This is a genomic window from Flavobacterium sp. PLA-DH12 (assembly GCF_059511845.1).
In genome coordinates this window covers 140,604-156,519 of the sequence record NZ_JCAMPD010000006.1, presented here as the reverse complement: position 1 = coordinate 156,519, position 15,916 = coordinate 140,604, and the positions used below count along the sequence as shown (strand labels likewise).

Here is a 15,916-nt window from a genome sequence, read left to right as displayed (position 1 = left end):
ATATTTTTAGTCTTTAAACTGGTTTTTAGAATTTGAAATTATAACTAACAGCTGGAACAATTCCGAAAATTGATAGCTGAACAGCTTCATTCAAACCGGTGTCCGTATTTTGACGAAAATTGATTGAGGCTGCATTCATGCGATTGTAAAGGTTGTAAATACTGAATACCCATTCGCCTTTCCAATTTCTATCTTTATTTTTTCTTGGTGTTAAGGTCGCTGAAATATCCAAATGATGATAGGCAGGAAGCCTATTTTCATTTCGCAAACCGTAACTCGGCACAGTGATTCCTAAATATTCGTATTGGCCATTCGGATAAGTAACAGGCTGTCCTGACTGCAAAGCAAAGTTAGCACCAAATGACCATTTTTCGTTTAAATTATAAGCCGATGTCACAGCTAAATTGTGTGTTTTGTCGTAAGCAGATGCGTACCATTGGCCGTTATTAATTCCGATTTCTTCAGGAGTTCTTCCAGGAGTCTGCTGTTCAGATTTTGATAATGTATACGAAATCCATCCATTAAATTTACCTTTGTTTTTCTTTATCATAAGCTCTAAACCATACGAACGCATGTGACCGTTTAAAATAACTTGTTCAATGGCATTGTTGGCAATTAAATCGGCTCCATCTATATAGTCTAATCTATTTTGGATTTTCTTGTAATACGTTTCGACTTCTAAAGAATAGGCATCATTATAAATATTTCTAAAGTATCCTAACGCCACCTGATCTGCGAGTTGAGGTTTAATGTAATTATCACTCGGCATCCAGACATCCAGAGGAGTAGGAGATGAGGTGTTTGAAATTAACTGAAGATATTGCGCCATTCTGTTATAACTCGCTTTTACAGATTGATCTTCATTTAATTGGTAAGAAAGAGAAAAACGAGGTTCAAAATTATCATAACTCTGAATGACTTTGTTTTGGCTGAAGTATTTTGTTGAAGTAGGCGTGCCTTTTTCGTAAATCTGCATATTATTATTGAAAACAACTGCTTGATTATTATCATAATAATTAATAGTAGAAGCACCTAATCTATAAAATAAGCTGTAGCGTATACCATAAGCAATGGTGATTTTTTTAGAAAGCTGACTTTCTGCATCCAAATAAACAGAAGGTTCAAAAGCATATTTTTTGTCTAATTGATCAGGATTTATGCCCGAATCTTCAGAAGTTGGTTTTATGGTTCCAGGATTAAAATCGTAATAAATACCGTTTACGCCATAATTTAGTTTCAGTTTATCTGAAAGATAATGCTTGAAATCGTATTTGATATTGTTGTTTTTGATTCCAGAATCCCAATTGAATCCCACAAAATCAAGATCTAGTCCGTAATAATAGTCACTGTAAATTAAAGAGAGATTGGAGAATAGTTTATTAGAATACAAATGATTCCATCTTAGGTTTAAAGTTGAATTTCCGTACGTATTGGTAAAGCTTTTATTTAAGCTGAAAACGTCACGTCCAAAATAGCCTGATAAATATAAACTGTTATTGTCGTTGAGCTTATAGCTTAGTTTGGTGTTTAAATCATAAAAATAGGCAGAGTTATTTTTGTTGTCTTCAGATAGTTTTAAAAAAAGATGGGCGTAAGAAGCTCGTCCGCCAATCAAAAAAGAACCTTTGTCTTTTACAATTGGGCCTTCAGCCAGTAAACGGCTTGAAATTAGTCCGATACCGCCATTCATATGGAAATCTTTACTGTTTCCGTCTTTTTGATAGATTTCTAAAACCGAAGAAGCTCTACCGCCATAACGCGCAGGAATTCCACCTTTATACAATTTTAAATCCTTAATAGCATCAGGATTAAAAACAGAAAAGAATCCGAAAACGTGAGAAGAATTAAAGATAGTTGCTTCGTCTAAAAGAATGAGATTTTGGTCTGCACCGCCTCCGCGGACATTAAATCCGGAAGCGCCTTCGCCTGCATTGGTTACACCAGGAAGTAGCAAAATAGATTTTATCACGTCAACTTCTCCTAAAACAACCGGCATTTTTTTTATGGTTGAAATGGAGAGTTTATTTACGCTCATTTCTGGCGATTTGACATTTATTTTGCCTTTATTTTCTGTAATAACAACTTCTTGCAGTTCTTCGCCACCTTCTTTAATTGAGAAATTGCTTTTTGTATCTTGATGTAAAGAAATATGTTTCTGAATGGTTTGATAGCCAACATAGCTGATTTCGATGTCGTATTCTCCTTTAGGAACAGAAAGGGAATAAAAACCATATTCGTTGGTTGTAGTTCCTATTTTTAGAGACGGAATAAAGATATTAACTCCAATTAAAGTTTCGTTGTTTTTGCTGTCACTGATGGTTCCGCTTAAAGTGAATTTTTCCTGCGCAAATGAGGTGAAAATCGTAAGAATAAAAAGAAAAAATGTGCAGGTCTTTTTTGTAATCATTATATTGATTTTGATTTACATAGTTAACAAATTCTTACTACATATTCTTACGGAATTTTTGTTAAACATAAGTTAAGAAAAAAAAGGACAACTTTGAGAGTTGTCCTTTTACTTATTTAGAAATACAAAATGTATTCTGAATTATTTGATTTTAGCAACAATAGCGTTGAAAGTTTCGCTTGGACGCATTGCTTTGCTTACCAATTCTGGTGTTGGTTGGTAGTAACCACCAATGTTTTGAGGTTTACCTTGAGCACCAATTAATTCTGCATCGATTTTAGCTTCGTTAGCTTCAAATTCAGCAGCAATTGGAGTAAAGATCGCTTTCAATTCTGCATCTTTAGTTTGAGCAGCCAAAGCTTGAGCCCAGTAGAATGCTAAATAGAAGTGAGAACCACGGTTATCAATCTGACCCACTTTACGAGCTGGAGATTTATCGTTTGCTAAGAATTTATCGTTTGCTTGGTCTAAAGTTTCAGATAAAACAATTGCTTTAGAATTATCTAAAGTTTGTCCTAAATGCTCTAAAGAAGCACCAAGAGCTAAAAATTCTCCTAATGAATCCCAACGTAAATATCCTTCCTCTGTAAATTGCTCAACGTGTTTAGGAGCAGAACCTCCAGCACCAGTTTCGAACAATCCACCACCATTCATTAATGGAACGATAGAAAGCATTTTAGCTGAAGTTCCTAATTCTAAAATTGGGAATAAATCTGTTAAGTAGTCACGTAAAACGTTTCCTGTTACAGAAATAGTGTCTAAACCTTTGATGATTCTGTCTAAAGTAAATTCAGTAGCAGCAATCGGGTTTAAAATACGGATATCTAAGTTTGTAGTATCGTAGTCTTTAAGATATTTTTGAACTTTTACGATCAATTCTCTATCGTGTGCTCTGTTTTCGTCTAACCAGAAAACAGCAGGAGTGCTAGATAAACGAGCTCTGTTTACAGCCAATTTAACCCAGTCTTGAATAGGAGCGTCTTTAGCCTGACACATTCTGAAAATGTCATTTGCTTCAACGTTTTGCTCCATTAAAACATTTCCGTTTGCATCAACAACACGTACAACTCCGTCAGCTTTCATTTGGAAAGTTTTGTCGTGAGATCCGTATTCTTCAGCTTTTTGAGCCATTAATCCAACGTTAGGAACACTTCCCATTGTTTTTGGATCAAAAGCACCGTGTTTTTTACAGAAATCGATAGTTGCAGTATAAACTCCAGCATAAGAACGATCTGGAATAACAGCAAATGTATCTTGTGCTTTTCCTTCTTTGTTCCACATTTGTCCAGAAGTACGGATCATTGCAGGCATAGAAGCATCAACAATTACATCAGATGGAACGTGTAAGTTTGTAATTCCTTTATCAGAATTAACCATTGCTAAAGCTGGTCCGTTTGCGATTGCTTGATCGATAGCAGCTTCAACTTCTGCTTGCTCAGGTCTTCCAGCGATTTTAGCGTAGATATCACCTAATCCGTTTCTTGTATCAACGTTTAATTCAGCAAATAAAGAAGCGTATTTTTTGAAAACATCTGCAAAATATACTTCAACGATAGCGCCAAAGATAATTGGATCAGAAACTTTCATCATTGTAGCTTTTAAGTGTACAGAAAGTAAAACTCCTGCAGCTTTAGCTTCTGCGATTACATCAGCAGCAAAAGCTTTTAATTTGCTTACACTTAAAACAGAGCTGTCGATAATTTCTCCAGCTTTTAATGGAGTACTTGCTTTAAGAACAGTTGTAGATCCGTCTTTAGCAACAAATTCGATTTTTACATCATTAGCTTCATTCACAGTCAATGATTTTTCACTTCCGTAAAAATCACCGCCTGACATAGAAGCTACTTTAGTTTTTGAGTCAGCAGACCAAGCACCCATTGAGTGTGGATTTGCTTTTGCAAAGTTTTTAACTGCTCTTGGAGCTCTACGGTCAGAGTTTCCTTCACGTAAAACTGGGTTTACAGCAGAACCTAAAACTTTAGCATATTTTGCTTTAATTTCCTTTTCAGCATCGTTTTGTGGATCTTCTGGGAAATTTGGTACGTTGTATCCGTGCGATTGTAATTCAGCAATTGCCGCTTTTAATTGCGGTACAGATGCTGAAATGTTTGGTAATTTAATAATGTTTGCTTCTGGCTGAGTTGCTAATTGACCTAATTCTGCCAAAGCATCTCCAGTTTTTTGAGCATCTGTCAAAGAATCTGGGAAGTTTGATAAAATTCTTCCTGCCAGCGAAATATCTCTGGTTTCGATTTCAATTCCAGCTGTTGCTGTAAAAGCTTGAACAATTGGTAACAAAGAGTACGTTGCCAATAAAGGCGCCTCATCAGTTAAGGTGTAAAAAATTTTTGATTTATTCATTTTCTTTTTTTTTTATAATCGTATCGTCAGGAGTTAACGATGTAAAAGATATATTCGGCTCAAAATGAGCGGAGCAAATATAATAAAATCACAACGAAAACGGTTGAGTTTTGATGAGAAAAGACGAAATTAACAGATTGTTATTTCGAGCTCGTTAAATTGCTAAATCGATGATTTTGGTATTAAAAAATTACAGTTTTGACAGCAGTAAAAATATAAGACAAAAAAAAACTCGTTTCATGTAATCTGAAACGAGTTTTTTATAACATTTTGATAAATGATTATCTTCTTTTATCTTTAATCTTAGCTTTTTTACCAGTAAGTTGTCTGAAGTAGAAAATTCTAGCTCTACGTACAGCACCTTTCTTGTTCACTTCGATTTTTTGTAAAGCTGGTAAGTTTACTGGGAAGATACGCTCAACACCAACAGATCCAGACATTTTACGGATAGTAAAAGTTTCTGTAACTCCAGAACCTCTTCTTTGAATCACAACTCCTTTAAAGAACTGAGTTCTTGTTTTTTCACCCTCTTTAATTTCGTAGAAAACAGTGATTGTGTCTCCAGCTCCGAAATCTGGGAAATCTTTTTTAGCAACGAATTCGTCTTGAACGAATTTTAATAAATCTGCCATGATAATTTAAATTATGGTTTTTATATTAGAGCAACATTCACGGATCTCGCCAGAGGTTGGTCAAATTCGGGTGCAAATATAGTTTGAAAAAAATGAAATTCCAAGAAATAAAATTCTAAATTCTATTTTTTTAATTGACTGATTATTTGTGGGTTAGTATTTAGTCTCAATCACGGTTTGCGTTATTGAGACCGAGACTGTAAACTGAGACTATAAACTGTAAACTCACTTCGGCTGTTGCTGTGTAACACAATGAATCATTCCTCCGTTCGCATATAAATTGCGAACATCAATGCCAATTACTTTTCGCGTAGGATACAAACTTTGAATCAGCTGGTTGGCTATAATATCGTTCGGGTCATTATAATTCGGAACTAGAACAACAGCGTTTCCAATATAAAAGTTTACATAAGAACCTTTGTATCCTAAGTTTTTACCGTAAGTTGTCACAACATTATTTTTAGACAATGGCAATTTTAAGATAGCATAATTTTTACCGTTTTTATCTTTCGAATTGTATAAAGTGCTAATGTCATTTTGAGGAACTTCCCAATATTGCAAATCATTTTCATTCATGGTTACAATGGTATTTTTATTTCCAAAACGAGCAAATCCATCAATATGCATATCAGTAATTTCCCTGCCAGCTTTGCCGTCTAGCCAAATAAAATGTGTTACGCCAAGATATTTTTTAAAATTCGATTCGGCCTGTTGCTGCGTCATTGAAGGGTTCCGATTTGAATTTAGAATCGAACTTTTGGTAGCCATTAAAGTCCCATTTCCGTCTATTTCTACAGCTCCACCTTCATTGATCATTGTTTTGTTTAAATCTAAAACCGTGATTTTTTGTTCTGCACCGATTTCTGATGGAATTGTATTGCAATTTTGAAAAGCTGCTTTTTTGCCCCAACCATTAAATCCCCAATCTTGAATAACCAATTGATTGTTTTTGTCTTTTACATAAATTGGCCCATTATCTCTTACCCAAACATCATCGGTTTTATAAATTTTAAATTCTATGGAAGATAATGTAACTCCTGATTCTTGTAGTAAAGCTTCAATTCGGCTTTTTTCGACAATGTCGTAGGCAATAATAAAAACTTTTTCACTTGTTATTAATGATTTAGTCATGGCAATCCATGTAGCATCTAAATCATTTCTATAATCAATACCATATTGATGTTGATGCGGCCATTGAAGCCAAGTTCCTTCATGTGGAGCCGATTCTTCTGGCATTGTATACATAACTTCGGTATTTTCTATTTTATTTGTAATTGTATTCATTTCATCTCCTTGACAAGAAGAGATTAGAGGAATTAATAATAATGTAAAAAAAAGTTTTTCCATCTTAGTTGATTTAATTTTAAATGTTTAGCGCCTTTTTGTACCGATAACTTGACGGGACAAAAGTATTTCTAAATAGTAATTGCGAAGTTGTCCAAAATGGACAATTTAAATAAGAGGAATATAAATGGCTGTAAGATAATCAGCTGGCGTTTTGCAATTTGAATCGTTTTTGATGTACTGTTCAATAACTGGTAAATGAGATATTTCAAAATCATTACTAAGAAACCATCCGCCAAAAATTTGCTGATAAGTGTCTTCTAGGGTTTCATAAGATCCGTGATGAAGAAAACGCGCATATCTACCTCCAAAAAGTTTTTTTGTTGGAAGATTTCTAATAATGGTTTCAGTAACAATGCAAGCTTCATAAGTGCATTTCGATTTTTCGGTAATTAAAATATCGTCTGTAATAATACCGAAGAAATCGGAAATAGGCTCGGCTATTTCATTTTTTAATAAAATATCCCAAAGATTTTCTATTTCAGGATTAATGTATGAGGTTTTACAGCTGGAATAATAAGCTGTTATTTCGGGAACAAAAACAATTTCGGGTTCTAAAATACAAACAATATGTTCTTCGCTTTTGGGATAATCATTTAACAGCAATTCTTTTTGATTTCGTGCCGCAGAAGGAGAAGATTTAAAATGTTTTTTAAAAGTTTTGGAAAAAGACTGTACATCAGCAAAACCAACCTCAAGAGCAATATCAGAGATTTGTTCATTAGAATATAAAAGCTTTTTATATCCGTTTTCTACTTTCAGCCGAGTCTGGTAAGCGCCAATGGTTTCTTGAAACAAAGAATAAAAAACGCGCTGTAAATTTCTGTAAGAGTAACTAGAAATATCTTCAAGAACACTTATTGAGATAATTTGATTGTAATTTGTCTCAATATAATTGCGAGTATTATAAATGCGTTTTAGATTCATTTTTTTTCTAGTTTTCATTCTCACTTTTATCAGACTGAATATTGCGACTGAAAACTGAACACTTTTCTAATGACCTTCCAATAAATCTGGACGTCTATTTTTAGTGTGTTCGTATGCCTTGTCTTCACGCCATTTGTCAATTTTAGCCGCATGGCCGCTGGTTAAAACCTCTGGAACTTTCCATCCTTTATAGTCTGCAGGTCTTGTGTATATTGGGCCTGAAAGCAAGTTGTCTTGAAAACTATCTGTTAATGCTGAGGTTTCGTCGCTTAAAACACCAGGAATTAATCGAATTAAGGCGTCTGATAAAACTATTGCGCCCAATTCTCCTCCAGACAAAACGTAATCGCCAATTGAGATTTCTTTTGTGATAAAATGATCTCTAACTCTTTGGTCAACTCCTTTATAATGTCCGCATAAAATGATAATGTTTTCGTACATAGACATTTTATTTGCCATTTTCTGATTTAAAGTTTCCCCATCAGGAGACATATAAATCACTTCGTCGTATTCGCGCTGGCTTTTCAAATGTGTTATGCAGTCATCGATAGGCTGAATTGTCATTACCATTCCCGCACCTCCGCCAAAAGGATAATCGTCTACACTTTTCTGTCTGTTTGTGCTGTAGTCACGAAGATTATGAAAATGCACTTCGACCAAACCTTTGTCGATGGCACGTTTCATAATTGAGGCCTCAAACGGACTTCTTAATAATTCAGGTAAAAGAGTAATAATGTCAATTCGCATCTTTATTTGATAATTTTCTTGCGTGCAAAGATACAAATAGCCAATGAGTCTTTTGCTAATAATTATATAACATACCTATTAAAATATGTAAAATTTAATTTCGTAACTTTATTTATCATTACATACCTAATTTTTAATTTATACCAACCAAAAATCCAAACCTAAATTCAAATGTTTACTATGAAAAAAACAATAGTAATGACCACATTGCTTGCACTTTTTATATCCTGTGCAAGTACCAATTCAACTACAGTAGCTGTAGGAGAAGCTAAGACTAAAGTGCTAAAAAAAATGGGAAATCCAATTAGAACTTTAGATAATAATCAAAATGGAGAAATTTTAGTGTATGCCGATCAGGTTTTTAACAAAGAGAACTCCGATGGATCAAAAATTGCTGGACCAAATTATTGGCGCTACAATTATGTCTATATAAGTAAAGAAGGCAAAGTCACCTCGACACGTCAGGAAAAACAAAATTATCCGCCACAAGCAATTGATTCGCAGAAAATGCAGGGAATGAATTTGTTGACCTCAAAATAATTTTTTCTAGAAATATCTTTAAGCAATTCATATTTTATAATTAATTTTAAAAAATACGAATTGCTTATTTTAATGACTTCAACAAAAATAAAAATATTTGCCATATCGGGCAGTACCAGAAATAATTCCAGTAACTTCAAAATTTTGAAATACATTTCAAATTACTTAAAACCTGAATTTGAAGTAGATTTTTTTGAAGATTTAGAGCGTCTTCCGCATTTTAATCCAGATTTAGATACTGATAATCCTCCGCAAGAAATTGCAACATTTAGAAATAAAATCATAAATGCTGATGGAGTTATCATTTGCACGCCCGAATATGTGTTCAGTCTTCCTGGAAGTTTAAAAAATGCCTTAGAATGGTGTGTATCTACGACTATTTTTTCAAACAAAAAAACAGGTCTTATTACAGCTTCAGCCTCTGGTGAAATGGGGCACGAACAGCTGCTATTGGTAATGAAAACGCTTGAAGCAAAATTTGATGATACAACACAGCTTTTAATTCAAGGAGTTCGTGGAAAAGTTAACGCTGAAGGCGAAATTACATCAGAACAAACCGTAGAAGCACTTCAAAATTTTGCAAAAAACTTTAAGAATCAATTTTTATAATATATTTACTTTCTGAAATTTAAATCATTAACATGATTAGCAGAAGAAATTTTATCGTAACCACAAGTCTTGCTGCAACAGCAGTTTTAGCTTCACCATCATTTGCACTTTCTATGAATAAAAAAGAAATAGGTTTACAGCTGTATACGCTTCGTGATGAACTTCCTAAAGATGTAAAAGGGACTTTAGAAAAAGTAGCAAAAGCAGGATATACGACCGTTGAAACATACGGTTTTTCGACAAAAGATCAGTTTTGGGGATTAACGCCAAAGGAACTTAAAAAGATCTTAGATGATAATGGATTGAAAGCAGTTAGTGGCCATTATAATTTAGGAAGCTTTTTGTATGATGGAAATACGGAGGAATTAATTGCCTCAATTGAAGCAGCAAAGATTCTGAAAAGTGAATTTTTGACTATTCCGTGGGTCGATGAACCTTTTAGGAGAAATATAGAAGATTATAAAAAGATTGCAGCTCGTGTAAATGAAGCTGCAAAAATATGCAAAAAAGCAGGCTTAAAACTGGCTTATCATAATCATGATTTTGAGTTTCAAAAACATGATGGAGTAACAGGTTATGAAATTTTATTAAACGAAACCGACAAAGATCTAGTTTATTTTGAATTAGATTTATACTGGGTAGTCCATTCTGGAAATGATCCTATAAAATTATTCAAAGAAAATTCTGGGCGTTTTAAAATGTGGCACGTAAAAGATAAGGATAAAAACAACAACGATTTGAATACGGAAATTGGTTCTGGAACAATCGATTTTAGACCTATTTTTAAAGAAGCCAAACAATCTGGAATGATTCATTTTTTTGTAGAACAGGAAAATAATTTTGCTTCTGATTCTTTTGATTCGATTAAAAAGAGCTGTGATTTTATTTCAAAGAATTTAGTCTAATTCATACTTTATGAAGAAACTTCTTTTGCTGATATTTGTGGTTTTTATGTCTTGTCAATCTGATAAAAAAGAAAAGATCAATTTAAAAACAGAATCAGTTCCGCAGCAAATTTTGCTGCCTTAACCTTATTTCGTTGATATTAAAGTTAATGATATTAAGCTTGAGAAACCTGGCTTTGGAGATTGGTTATTTTCTCATAAAGAAAACGGACAGAGTTTTGAACAATTTGTCCGAACTAAACATGTTGTCCCAACGAAAGAAGAGAATATTATTTATTTGCAACCTATAGGGAAGTTTAATTCGTTGCAGGTGAAACAAATCGAATTAGTTCGTCAATATTTGCAAATATTCTTTCAGCTAGAAACCAAAGTTTTAAAAGATGTTTCAAATGATATTATTCCGAATAATGCTAGAAGAATTGGGGATGTTGGACAGGAACAATTTTTAGCGGGATATATTTTAACCGACGTTTTAAAAGAAGAAAAGCCAAATAAAGGAGTTGCTCTAATGGCAATAACTGAAAAAGATTTGTATCCAAAACCCGAATGGAATTATGTTTTTGGTTTAGCATCATATAGAGATAAAATCGCAGTAAGTTCTATGTATAGAATGCAAAAAGAAGCCGATTTTAATTTAGCTTTAGAACGATTGTTGAAAATTTGTTCGCACGAAATAGGGCATATGTTTGGTTTACATCATTGCATTGAAGCAAATTGCGTTATGAACGGAACAAATAGCATGGTAGAAACAGATAAACATTCCGTTAGATTGTGTTCTCTTTGTCAAAGAAAACTAAATTCAGGATTTAAATATGATAATTTAAAAAGGCTAAAAGAGCTTGAAGAATTCTTTCAAAAGAATAATTTAAATGAAGGATTGGAGTTAATGAAAAAAGATTTTGAAAAAATTAAAAATAAATAGGAATGAGTACTAGCAAAGAATTTATAAAAGGAGACGAAATCGAGTGGGAAGTAGTCGGTGAAGGAATCAAGCGCAAGATTTTGGCTTTTGATGAAAGAGTGATGCTTGTAAATGTATATTTTGAGAAAGGCGGAATTGGTACTTTACACGATCATTATCATTCGCAAGTTACTTATATCGCAAGCGGAAAGTTTGATGTAACCATCAGTGGTGTAACGCAGACTTTAAAAGAAGGAGATAGTTTTTACATTCCGCCACACGCTGTGCATGGTGTTGTCTGTTTGGAGGAAGGAATGCTTACAGATGTCTTTAGCCCTGCAAGAGAAGATTTTTTAAACTATTAAAAGCTTAATAAAAAATAACTATATAAGTGATTTAAGAAAATTTAAGTTTGGCTGTAAGTTTCACCAAGATATTTTTGAATGAACTTATATCACTTATATGGTTTAAAAAAAAACTTAAAAATTATATTTTTTTTAAAGTTTTGCTAAAGATTAGAGTGGTATTTTTGCAGCATGAATTTATCAAAAACTAATGTACTGTTTATGGCAGTTTGCACTGGTCTTATAGTTGCAAATCTTTATTACTGCCAGCCCTTAATTGTTTTAATTGCCAACGAATTTAAAATTCCTGAAGCCAGCGCCGGAACAATAACCTATCTAACTCAAGCAGGTTACGCAATCGGATTGTTTTTTATGGTGCCGCTTGGTGATAAAATAGAACGAAAAAGGCAAATTTTAATGACCACTTCTGCTACTGTAATTGCCTTACTGATTGCAGCAACAGCAAAAAGTTTTCTTGTTTTACAAATCGCTTCGTTGTTAATCGGAATCACCTCGATTGTGCCACAGCTTATCTTGCCTTTGGCAGCTTCTTTGAGCGCGCCTGAACAAAGAGGAAAAGTTGTTGGAACAATCATGAGCGGACTTTTAGTCGGAATTTTGCTTTCGCGAACTTTAAGCGGCTTTATCGGCCAAGTGTTAGGCTGGAGATCCATGTTTTACATCGCTGCCGGAATCTGTCTTTTGATCTTTTTTGTAATTCAAAGCAAGTTTCCATACAATAAACCACAGTTTCAGGGGACTTACGGACAATTAATTAAGTCTTTATTTACTCTTATAAAAACACAACCTGTTTTGCGTGAAGCAACAGCAATTAATGTTTTCAGTTTTGCTCAGTTTGGAGCATTTTGGACTACAATGGTGCTTTTACTTTCTGGCAAACCATTCGATTTTAATAGTGCTACAATTGGTTTATTCGGAATCGTTGGTGCTTCTGGAGCTTTAGCAGCGCCTCTTGTTGGTAAATTGGGAGACAAAGGAAATTCTAGAATTGCAGTTGGTTATGGCTGTTTATTGGTCTTGATAAGCTTTATAGTATTTTATTTTGCTATTGAAAGTGTAATTGGAATCGCAATCGGAATTGTGTTTATTGATATCGGAATTCAAGGTGTTCACATTTCTAATCAAACAAGAGTGTATTCTCTATTGCCAGAAGCAAGAAACAGATTAAATACTGTATTTATGTCGCTTACCTTTTTAGGAACAGCAGCGGGATCGGCATACGGTTTATTGTTGTGGAAAATGGGCGGATGGCCATACGTGACAATTGGTTGTATGGTCCTATCATTATTGTCATTAACGATTTATGGATTCACATATAAATCAAAGTCTAAAAAAGCGAAAGCTCAAATTGATTAAAAAATTAATTTGTAAATTTGCGTTCAAATTAAAAATAACAACATGGAAAACGGAATATACGCTAAATTCAATACTAGCAAAGGTTCAATTTTAGTAAAATTGACACATGATTTGACACCGGGAACTGTAGGTAACTTTGTTGCTCTTGCAGAAGGAAATATGGAGAATAAAGTGAAACCTCAAGGACAAAAATTCTATGACGGATTAACTTTTCACAGAGTAATTGCAGATTTCATGATTCAAGGTGGTTGTCCAAAAGGAACTGGGACTGGAGATCCAGGTTACAAATTTGATGACGAATTTCACCCAAGTTTAAAACACGATCGTCCAGGAGTTTTATCTATGGCAAACTCTGGCCCCGGAAGTAATGGTTCTCAATTCTTCATTACTCACGTTCCAACTCCTTGGTTAGATAACAAACACACTGTTTTTGGACATGTTATTGAAGGACAAGATATTGTTGATGCTGTTGCTCAAGGTGATAATTTAGAGTCTGTTGAAATTATCAGAGTTGGAGATGAAGCTCAAAAATGGAATGCAATTGAAGCTTTTATTGGTTTAAAAGGTGCTCGTCTTAAAAGAGAAGCAGCTTTAAAAGCGGAATCTGAAGCAAAAATGGAACAATTAGCTGCTGGTTTTGATAAAACAGAAAGCGGTTTGCGTTATAAAATGATCCAAAAAGGTGAAGGTAAAAAAGCTGAAGCTGGAAAAACAGTTTCTGTTCACTACGAAGGATCTTTAGAAAACGGAAAAGTATTTGATTCTTCTTACCCACGTAAAAAACCAATCGAATTCAAATTAGGAATCGGACAAGTTATCGAAGGATGGGACGAAGGTATCGCTCTATTGCAAGTTGGAGACAAAGCTCGTTTTGTAATCCCTTCTGATTTAGCTTACGGTCCATCTGGTGCAGGAGGAGTGATTCCACCAAATGCAACTTTGATTTTTGACGTTGAATTAATGGACGTAAAATAAGAGTTTACAAGCAATTTAGTATTGTTTTAAATAATAATCCCATATGCTACGGCGTATGGGATTTTTTTATATTTACTTGAATTAAAAAACAAGACCAAGAAATGAAAAAAACAATCTTAAGTTTAATGGCTATCATGTTGCTTGCAGCAGCATGTGGTACGAAAAAAACGGCTGTTGCAGAAGCTCCTACTGCAGGAAAAGAAACAAAAGCAACAGAATTAACGCCTGCATTGGCTGAGGGTAAAAACCTTTATGAAAACAATTGTGCTAAATGCCATAAGTTGTTTGAACCTAAAAAATTCACAAAAGAAGAATGGACTCCGATTTTGGTGAAAATGGGTAAAAAAGCAAAAATAGATGATACTCAAATGGCTTCAATTACAAATTATATTGATTCGCAATTGTAATTTGAATTTTAAAAAGAAGTATAAAAAAACTGTTCAATGGAACAGTTTTTTTTATTTTCAAATAGATATAAAAAAACACCGTCACAGAATGAGGTGTTTTAAAATTTAAGAATGATGTACAGCCGAATTGTCTACAGCTATTACTTTTAAAGTTTTGATGCCAGCAGGTAATTCCCAATCCACTTCGTCATTTTCTTTAAAACCAATAATCGCAACACTTAAAGGTGCTAGAATTGATATTTTAGATTGTTTTACGTCTGCTGCAGAAGGTAAAACGATTTGAATTTTCATTTGTTTCTTGGCCTTTACATCTTCTATTGTTACAAATGAATTGATTCGGATTACCGAACTGTCGAGCTCGCTTTCTTTACTAATTACAGCGCGATCTAATTCTTGCGAAAGCTGATTGGCTTCTTTAGTATTTGTTGAGTTTTTACTTTTTAAAATCAATTCTCTTAAAAATTGATAATCTGATTTACAGAAAGTGGGTGTTGGTTTCATATCTATATTGAATTTATTATTATAAAATTTTAACTGATTTTTTCTTCTTAGAGTAATTTACAAACTAAAAATTTCAGAGTCTTAAAAAAGACAGAATCGAAATGTTTAATCTGAAAAACAAAAAAAAAATATCTGATCAAAAATTGATTTTTGTCAAATAAGTAAATGCTTAAGCTGATGTAAATCCTCCGTCAAAAAGAAGAAAAGTGAAGTAGACGGAGGCCTAAAAAATAAAGGCCTTATTATGTGAAATAATTACAGCAGGTAGTGGTTTTGCTAGGCAAAACGACTTTATAGAAGCTGTAAATGGTGTTTTATTTCCCATAAGGGGGATTAAATTGATTTACAAAGATACGGAATCTTTTTGAATTTAGTGAGTTTTTACTTCCATTTAATGCCACAGCCTAAACTTGGCTTTTGTGGTTCCTTTAAACTTCTGTTGTAAATTAAGGCATCTATAGCGCCTCTCAGATCGCTTCCGCTAAGTGGAATTCCGTTGCCTGGTCTCGAATCATCTAGCTGACCGCGATAAAATAATTTGTCTTGATTATCAAACAAGTAAAAGTCTGGCGTGCAGGCAGCCTGATATGCTTTTGCCGTTTCTTGGCTTTCATCATACAAGTACGGAAAATCTATTTTGTTTTCCATTGCAAATTCAGTCATTAATTCTGGGCTATCTTGTGGATATTTAACAACATCATTGCTTGAAATAGCGATTACTCCTAATCCCTGAACACGATAATCATTGGCAATCATTACAATTTCGCTTATTACGTGATGCACAAACGGACAATGGTTGCAAATAAACATAACCAAAGTACCTTTTGAACCTTTTAAATCTTCAAAAGAATAGCTATTATTAGAATTAGTGTCTTTTAAATAAAAATCAGGTGCAACTGTTCCTAAAGGAAGCATTGTTGATTCAGTTCGTGCCATTTT

The 15,916-nt window shown here is 33.8% G+C and carries 16 protein-coding genes; 8 read left to right on the top strand and 8 right to left on the bottom strand.

What is annotated here, in order from left to right:
* Positions 1-25: 25 nt before the first annotated feature.
* The 6 genes from AC5ZCW_RS13590 to trmD form a co-directional block, all read right to left on the bottom strand.
* Positions 26-2,407: a TonB-dependent receptor gene (locus AC5ZCW_RS13590; protein WP_496120406.1), complete on the bottom strand. Its 2,382-nt coding sequence runs from the start codon at positions 2,405-2,407 to the stop codon at positions 26-28.
* A 141-nt stretch (positions 2,408-2,548) separates the two neighbouring features.
* Positions 2,549-4,768, bottom strand: coding sequence for an NADP-dependent isocitrate dehydrogenase (locus tag AC5ZCW_RS13585; RefSeq protein WP_177210467.1), 2,220 nt, complete (start codon positions 4,766-4,768; stop codon positions 2,549-2,551).
* Positions 4,769-5,049: 281 nt separating this feature from the next.
* Entirely contained in the window at positions 5,050-5,400 is a 351-nt protein-coding gene (rplS, locus tag AC5ZCW_RS13580; RefSeq protein ID WP_008462155.1) for a 50S ribosomal protein L19, read from the bottom strand.
* A 225-nt stretch (positions 5,401-5,625) separates the two neighbouring features.
* The gene (locus tag AC5ZCW_RS13575) at positions 5,626-6,747 is read right to left on the bottom strand and encodes an agmatine deiminase family protein (RefSeq protein WP_496120403.1); all 1,122 of its coding nucleotides are present in this window, start codon (positions 6,745-6,747) and stop codon (positions 5,626-5,628) included.
* A 105-nt stretch (positions 6,748-6,852) separates the two neighbouring features.
* Entirely contained in the window at positions 6,853-7,689 is an 837-nt protein-coding gene (locus AC5ZCW_RS13570; protein WP_496120401.1) for an AraC family transcriptional regulator, read from the bottom strand.
* Between the two features lie 48 nt (positions 7,690-7,737).
* Positions 7,738-8,418, bottom strand: coding sequence for a tRNA (guanosine(37)-N1)-methyltransferase TrmD (gene trmD, locus AC5ZCW_RS13565; RefSeq protein ID WP_177210464.1), 681 nt, complete (start codon positions 8,416-8,418; stop codon positions 7,738-7,740).
* 180 nt (positions 8,419-8,598) lie between these two features.
* Here trmD and AC5ZCW_RS13560 point away from each other — a divergent pair, with 180 nt between their 5' ends.
* The 8 genes from AC5ZCW_RS13560 to AC5ZCW_RS13525 all read left to right on the top strand — a co-directional run bounded on the left by AC5ZCW_RS13560 (position 8,599) and on the right by AC5ZCW_RS13525 (position 14,476).
* Positions 8,599-8,958 (top strand): hypothetical protein, encoded by a 360-nt coding sequence (locus AC5ZCW_RS13560; RefSeq protein WP_496120399.1) that lies wholly within the window; start codon positions 8,599-8,601, stop codon positions 8,956-8,958.
* Positions 8,959-9,030: 72 nt separating this feature from the next.
* Positions 9,031-9,567, top strand: coding sequence for an NADPH-dependent FMN reductase (locus AC5ZCW_RS13555; RefSeq protein WP_496120397.1), 537 nt, complete (start codon positions 9,031-9,033; stop codon positions 9,565-9,567).
* A gap of 32 nt (positions 9,568-9,599) precedes the next feature.
* Positions 9,600-10,472 (top strand): sugar phosphate isomerase/epimerase family protein, encoded by an 873-nt coding sequence (locus AC5ZCW_RS13550; RefSeq protein WP_496120395.1) that lies wholly within the window; start codon positions 9,600-9,602, stop codon positions 10,470-10,472.
* Between the two features lie 277 nt (positions 10,473-10,749).
* Entirely contained in the window at positions 10,750-11,394 is a 645-nt protein-coding gene (locus AC5ZCW_RS13545) for an archaemetzincin family Zn-dependent metalloprotease (protein ID WP_496120394.1), read from the top strand.
* Between the two features lie 2 nt (positions 11,395-11,396).
* On the top strand, positions 11,397-11,738 hold the full coding sequence (locus AC5ZCW_RS13540; protein WP_496120393.1) for a cupin domain-containing protein: 342 nt from the start codon (positions 11,397-11,399) through the stop codon (positions 11,736-11,738).
* A 201-nt stretch (positions 11,739-11,939) separates the two neighbouring features.
* On the top strand, positions 11,940-13,094 hold the full coding sequence (locus AC5ZCW_RS13535) for an MFS transporter (RefSeq protein ID WP_496120391.1): 1,155 nt from the start codon (positions 11,940-11,942) through the stop codon (positions 13,092-13,094).
* 42 nt (positions 13,095-13,136) lie between these two features.
* Positions 13,137-14,069: a peptidylprolyl isomerase gene (locus tag AC5ZCW_RS13530; protein WP_281631748.1), complete on the top strand. Its 933-nt coding sequence runs from the start codon at positions 13,137-13,139 to the stop codon at positions 14,067-14,069.
* 101 nt (positions 14,070-14,170) lie between these two features.
* On the top strand, positions 14,171-14,476 hold the full coding sequence (locus AC5ZCW_RS13525; protein ID WP_496120389.1) for a cytochrome c: 306 nt from the start codon (positions 14,171-14,173) through the stop codon (positions 14,474-14,476).
* Between the two features lie 105 nt (positions 14,477-14,581).
* On the opposite strand, the gene AC5ZCW_RS13520 is transcribed toward AC5ZCW_RS13525, so the two are convergent.
* Together AC5ZCW_RS13520 and AC5ZCW_RS13515 are read right to left on the bottom strand one after the other, a co-directional pair.
* On the bottom strand, positions 14,582-14,977 hold the full coding sequence (locus tag AC5ZCW_RS13520) for a GreA/GreB family elongation factor (RefSeq protein WP_095931379.1): 396 nt from the start codon (positions 14,975-14,977) through the stop codon (positions 14,582-14,584).
* Positions 14,978-15,358: 381 nt separating this feature from the next.
* Entirely contained in the window at positions 15,359-15,913 is a 555-nt protein-coding gene (locus AC5ZCW_RS13515; protein ID WP_496120386.1) for a thioredoxin family protein, read from the bottom strand.
* Positions 15,914-15,916 lie beyond the last annotated feature (3 nt).